Genomic DNA, 5659 nt, shown 5'->3' with positions numbered 1-5659 from the left:
AGTTTAATTATTTTACCATACTTTGTTTTTGATTTTCATATTACGAATTGAAGTTTAGTACTTTTCTTGTTTGAACATTAATGTATTTTTGGTATAATGAATTGTTAGTTACTGTTTACAATGATATAATAGCGCGGAAGAAGGGGAATGCCTTAATTCGCTATTTTTTAAATTGATTTATTTCACAATATTTATGGAGGAAAACAATGTCTTTATCAAAACAAGAAAAAACGAGAAATTTTAGTATTATTGCTCATATTGATCATGGCAAGTCTACTTTAGCGGACAGGTTGATTGAAAAGACAGGTCTATTGAGTCAAAGAGAAATGTCTAATCAAGTTCTCGACAATATGGATTTAGAAAAAGAACGAGGAATTACGATTAAGCTCCAAGCTGTCCGATTAGTTTATAAAGCAGAAGATGGAGAGGAATACTATTTAAACTTAATTGATACCCCAGGGCATGTGGATTTTACTTATGAGGTGTCTAGAAGTTTAGCTGCCTGCGAAGGAGCATTGCTTATTGTTGATGCAGCTCAAGGTATTGAAGCTCAAACTATGGCTAATGTGTATTTAGCCTTAGAAAATGACCTAGAAATTATTCCTGTCATCAACAAAATTGATTTGCCTAGTGCAGATCCTGAAAGAGTTAAAAATGAAATTGAAGATGTCATTGGAATAGAAGCCCAGGATGCTCCAATGATCTCTGCAAAAGAAGGAATCAATATCGAACAAGTTCTAGAAACGATTGTAAAAAAGGTTCCTGCACCTAAAAATGAAGATGAAAAGCCCCTAAAGGCTTTGATTTTCGATTCTTATTATGACTCCTATAAAGGTGTAATTGCATCTGTTCGAATTATAGAAGGAAAACTTAAACAAGGTATGAAGATGAAAATGATGTCTACAAATAAGGTATTCGAAGTAGACGAAGTAGGTATCTTTGTAGGTTCTCTATTCCCTGTAGGGGAATTGACAAGTGGAGATGTAGGTTATGTAACCGCTAGTATAAAAAATGTAAGAGATACAAGAGTAGGGGATACGATAACCGATGCAAAGAACCCCGCTGAAAAACCTTTGCCAGGATACAAAGCTATTCATCCTATGGTGTACAGTGGTATTTATCCTGCAGATGGATCTAAATATAATGATTTAAAAGAGGCATTAGAAAAACTACAATTAAACGATGCATCTTTGATGTTTGAACCAGAAACTTCTGTTGCCTTAGGGTTTGGCTTTAGATGTGGTTTTTTGGGTTTACTTCACATGGAGATTATTCAGGAGAGATTAGAAAGGGAATACAATTTAGATATTATTACAACTGCCCCCAGTGTAGTTTATAAAGTAAAGAAAACCGATGGGGAAATGATAGAGGTAGATAATCCTGCAAATTTACCAGCAACCACAGAAGTGCAATATATGGAAGAACCTATTGTTCATGCAAATATTATAGTGCCTACTCAGTATGTTGGCGTTATTATGGAATTATGTCAACAAAGACGTGGTGAGTATATCACCATGGATTATATTGAAGAAACTCGAGTATCTTTAAGGTATGAACTGCCCTTAAATGAAATAATTTATGATTTTTTTGATGCGCTAAAATCTAGGACAAAAGGGTACGCTTCCTTTGACTACGAGATAAAGGAATATAGAAAAAGCGATCTAGTAAAATTAGATGTTCTCCTAAATGGAGAAAATGTAGATGCATTATCCTTTATCGTTCATCGCAGCAAAGCTTATACTAGAGGCAGGGGCATCGCTGAAAAACTAAAGGATAACATACCGAGACAGATGTTTGAAATTCCTGTACAAGCAATAGTCGCCGGGAAAGTTATCGCAAGAGAAACCATACGCGCTATGCGAAAAGATGTTTTATCAAAATGTTATGGTGGAGATATTTCTCGAAAGAGAAAGCTTCTTGAAAAGCAAAAAGAAGGAAAGAAGAGAATGCGTCAAGTGGGTAGCGTAGAAGTTCCACAAGAAGCATTTATGGCAGTTCTTAAGCTAGATGATGAGTAATAAAAGCGCCTATGGCGCTTTTATTACTCCGTTCTATGTTGTACCCGCGTAACCATAAGAAAGAGTTTCTTATGGTTACGCGGGTAGTTGCCAAATGCCTGTAAGCAGTCGCTTGACTTGTTGTCTTCGCGATTATTTCATAAAAACGTGAACTTTCTTATCGGAAAAGTAAATCAAGAGCTAAAGCTTTTGGAAAAGGAGGATACAATGAAGGATTTAAGCTTGTATATTCATATCCCTTTTTGCGCGCAAAAGTGTTATTATTGCGATTTTCTGTCCTTTTCCTCTAAAGAGGATAAAATCTCCCTTTACTTTGAATCCCTATACAAAGAAATAGAAAGATGTGCACCAGTACACTCTAATGAGCAGGTGCAGTCCATCTTTATTGGAGGAGGAACTCCTACGGTAGTTCCATCTGATTATATTAGTAGAACTATGGATCTTATAAAAGAAAAATTTTCTGTATTACCAACGGCAGAGGTATCCATTGAAAGCAATCCAGCAACTTTTGATAAACGAAAGCTTTTAGAGTATCGAAAATGTGGCGTTAATCGATTGAGCGTGGGCCTTCAGTGTTGGCAGGACAAACTCTTAAAAGAAATTGGACGAATTCATAGCCAAAAAGATTTTATTAAAGGATTTATGGAAGCAAAAGAGGCTGGCTTTCATAATATAAACGTAGATTTGATTTTTAATTTGCCTAATCAAACTTTGGAACATTGGAAAGAAACCCTAGAAAAAGTATGTAATTTAGCTCCTAACCACCTTTCTTGTTACAGCTTAAAAATTGAGGAGGGCACAGTATTATACGAGAGGGCTCAAAATGACAAACTTATCCTAGATGATGATTTGGATCGAGAGATGTACCACTATGCAGTAGAGTACTTAATAAAAAGAGGATATACTCAATATGAAATTTCAAATTTTTCTAAGTCAAATATGGAATGTAAACATAATCTGGTTTATTGGGAAGTAAAACCTTATATTGGCTTTGGTCTAGGTGCACATTCCTATTATGAAGGTATTCGATACTATAATGAAGAAAATATGGATCATTATATTAAAAAAATAAGGAATAATCAATCTGTCCGCAAGATTGAGGATGTTCTTTCTCTAGATCACAAAAAAGAGGAGTTTGTTTTCTTAGGCCTTCGAAAAACGGAAGGAATAGATGATAGAGACTATCAAATTCTTTTTAAAAATAGCATCTTTGAAGAGTATAAAAATGAATTAAAAGATTTATATGATCAAGGTATGATAAAGATAGACGGAGGAAAAATAAAATTGAGTAAATTAGGCTTAGATTTTGCGAATAAAGTCTTTATGAGTTTCTTAAAATCCTAATAGAAATTCATGGAAAGACTATTGACAAATAAGCTGATAAGTGATATTTTTATTATAGAGTTAGCACTCGATGGTAATGAGTGCTAACAAAGAGGTGGAAGAATGGACAATATGAAAGAGAGAAAACTTAAAATTCTTAATGCGATCATTAAAGATTATATTTTAAATGCAGAGCCTATTGGCTCAAGGACTATAGCAAAGAAATATAATCTAGGGGTCAGTGCAGCTACTATAAGAAATGAAATGAGTGATCTTGAAGAGATGGGTTTACTTATACAGCCCCATACATCTGCAGGTCGAATTCCCTCTGAAAAAGCGTATCGTCTTTACGTAGATCAACTCATGACGGTACAAAAACTTGATATAGAGTTAGAACAATCCATTCGAAATAGTTATAAACAATATGTAGAGCAAATTGAAAAATCCGTCCAACTCACTGCAAAATTATTAGCTCAATTGACAAGCTACACTTCTTTAGTGATGGCTCCAGAAATAAAGTCATTAAACTATAAATTGGTTCAGTTATTGCCTATACAAGATGAAAGAATAGTAATGGTTATTATAACAAAAGAAAATATTGTCAAGAATTTAGAGGTAAAATTACCATACAAATTAGATCAAGGCGAGTTAAATAAGTTGACTAATATACTAAATTACATTATAACCGATTATGATATTAACAAAGTTGGCGATGATTTAAATAGCCATATACATGAACTATCTATAAAAGAGAATGAAGCTCTACAGGAGCTTATAGATATTTTACAAGAGCTCACGTTAAGTCCTGATGATGGTAACCAAGTATTTGCTACCGGTGTGACAAATATGCTCAAATATCCCGAATTTAACGATATTGATAAAGTAAAACAATTCTTAGAGGTTTTTCAAGATCAAAGAATTATCTCTGAATTATTAAAAAGCTATTCCAATGGAGTAAATATCATTATTGGCGAGGAAAACAGTTTATCAGAGTTTAAAGATTACAGTTTGCTAACTGCCACCTATCAATTTAATGGAGAAAGTTTGGGGACCATTGGAGTTGTAGGGCCTATCCGAATGAATTACGACAAGGTTGTTTCTGTCTTGAAATTTTTAACAGAGCGGTTAAATGAACAAATCAATCAGCAATAAATTATTTTACTTTGAAAGGTGATAGGATTGGATAAAGAGGAAATTATAAGAGATGAAATTCAAGAAGAAGTTGAAGAAACAGTAAAAAACCATGAAGATGTAGAAGAAGCAACAGAAAAAAAAGAGGAAACTTCATCTACAGAATCTGTCAGCAAAGAAAAGGAAGAACTTTTAAATAAGCTCGTTCGATTGCAAGCTGATTTTGACAATTTTAGGAAGAGAACAATTAAAGAAAAAGAAGAAATCTACAAATATGCTTTAAGCGATTTTTCTGAAAAGTTTCTACCAGTTATAGACAATATGGAGAGAGCAATTCAGTCTATAGAAGATGCTAAAATTAGCGATGGATATGTAGATGGAGTCAAAATGGTAATCAGTCAATTGATTACAGTGCTTAATAATGAAGGCTTAGAAGAGATTCCAACTGAAAATGTAGAATTTGATCCCCAATGGCATCATGGTGTTGCTGTAGATAATATTGAGGATATTGAAGATAATCATATCATTGAAGTTTATCAAAAAGGGTATAAATTCAAAGAAAAAGTCCTTAGACCTGCAATGGTCAAGATTTGTAAAAAATAAAGTAATTAGGGAGGAAATAAAATAATGGGTAAAGAAAAAATTATAGGTATAGACTTAGGAACAACAAACTCATGTGTTGCAGTATTAGAAGGTGGAGAACCAGTAGTAATTGCCAATGCAGAGGGAGATCGTACCACACCTTCAGTGGTTGCTTTCTCTAAAGACGGTGAAAGATTAATCGGTCAAGTAGCAAAAAGACAAGCTGTTACGAATCCTGAAAAGACTATCGCATCTATAAAGAGACATATGGGTACAGATTATAAAGTAAATATTGATGCTACTCAGTATACACCACAACAAATATCTGCTATGGTTCTACAAAAATTAAAATCAGATGCAGAAGCATACTTAGGTGAAACAGTAACCAAAGCAGTTATTACTGTTCCTGCATACTTTAGTGATAGCCAAAGACAAGCAACTAAAGACGCAGGTAAAATTGCAGGTTTAGAAGTTTTAAGAATTATAAACGAGCCAACTGCTGCAGCGTTAGCTTATGGATTAGATAAAGCAGGCAATCAGAAAATCATGGTATTTGACTTAGGTGGTGGTACTTTTGACGTAGAGAGTATATCCCTAACCATGAC

The 5659-nt window shown here is 33.9% G+C and carries 5 protein-coding genes; all 5 read left to right on the top strand.

The window, feature by feature from the left end:
* Positions 1–206 precede the first annotated feature (206 nt).
* Positions 207–2018: a translation elongation factor 4 gene (lepA, locus tag Q7P22_RS11040; protein ID WP_303864139.1), complete on the top strand. Its 1812-nt coding sequence runs from the start codon at positions 207–209 to the stop codon at positions 2016–2018.
* Between the two features lie 207 nt (positions 2019–2225).
* Positions 2226–3362, top strand: coding sequence for a radical SAM family heme chaperone HemW (gene hemW, locus Q7P22_RS11035; RefSeq protein ID WP_303864138.1), 1137 nt, complete (start codon positions 2226–2228; stop codon positions 3360–3362).
* A 102-nt stretch (positions 3363–3464) separates the two neighbouring features.
* On the top strand, positions 3465–4493 hold the full coding sequence (gene hrcA / locus Q7P22_RS11030) for a heat-inducible transcriptional repressor HrcA (protein ID WP_303864136.1): 1029 nt from the start codon (positions 3465–3467) through the stop codon (positions 4491–4493).
* Positions 4494–4520: 27 nt separating this feature from the next.
* Positions 4521–5075 carry a nucleotide exchange factor GrpE gene (gene grpE / locus Q7P22_RS11025; protein ID WP_303864135.1) on the top strand — a complete coding sequence of 185 codons (555 nt, stop codon included), beginning with the start codon at positions 4521–4523 and terminating at the stop codon, positions 5073–5075.
* 24 nt (positions 5076–5099) lie between these two features.
* A partial coding sequence (locus tag Q7P22_RS11020; protein ID WP_303864133.1) for an Hsp70 family protein occupies positions 5100–5659 on the top strand: 560 nt, incomplete at its 3' end.

The organism is Alkalibaculum bacchi (genome assembly GCF_937875145.1).
GTDB lineage: Bacteria > Bacillota > Clostridia > Eubacteriales > Alkalibacteraceae > Alkalibaculum > Alkalibaculum bacchi_A.
Note: the sequence above shows the minus strand (reverse complement) of the source record. Positions and strands in the feature narration are given on the sequence as shown.